The sequence below is a fragment of the Streptomyces sp. DH12 genome (assembly GCF_020873895.1).
In the GTDB taxonomy this organism is placed as follows: Bacteria; Actinomycetota; Actinomycetes; order Streptomycetales; family Streptomycetaceae; genus Streptomyces.
Genome location: NZ_JAHWGT010000683.1, coordinates 1 through 519 on the forward strand (window position 1 = coordinate 1; position 519 = coordinate 519).

Annotated in this window: 2 protein-coding genes; both read right to left on the reverse strand. The window is 64.0% G+C overall.

The features are described from left to right. On the reverse strand, positions 1 to 128 hold a 128-nt coding region (locus tag LPA54_RS36470; protein ID WP_306806607.1), incomplete at its 3' end, for a 50S ribosomal protein L18. Positions 129 to 131: 3 nt separating this feature from the next. Then, positions 132 to 519 (reverse strand): 50S ribosomal protein L6 (rplF, locus tag LPA54_RS36475; protein WP_228984799.1); only part of this gene is annotated, 388 nt, incomplete at its 5' end.

The following is a 519-nucleotide window of genomic DNA, read 5'->3' on the forward strand; positions in this document are numbered from 1 at the left end:
GAACGGGTCACGACCAGGCGAGGACGCTCGGCGGTGCCGGCGACCTTCTTGCGGATCCGGATGTGACGGCGCTTGATAGCAGCACGCTTGTACGCGTCGCCCTTGAGGATCTTCTGCCCGTATGCCATGGCTTACTTACCCGCCTTTCCGACCTTGCGGCGGATGACTTCGCCCTCGTACTTGACGCCCTTGGCCTTGTACGGGTCGGGCTTGCGCAGCTTGCGGATGTTGGCCGCAACCTCGCCGACCTTCTGCTTGTCGATGCCCTCGACCGAGAACCGGGTCGGGGTCTCCACCTTGAAGGTGATGCCCTCGGGGGCCTCGACCGTGATCGGGTGGCTGTAGCCGAGGGAGAACTCCAGGTTCGAACCCTTGGCGACAACGCGGTAACCGACACCGCTGATCTCGAGCTTCTTCACGTAACCCTGGGTCACGCCGGTGATCATGTTCGCCACCAGCGTGCGGGACAGGCCGTGCAGGGCCTTGTTCTGACGCTCGTCGTTGGGGCGGGTGACGTTC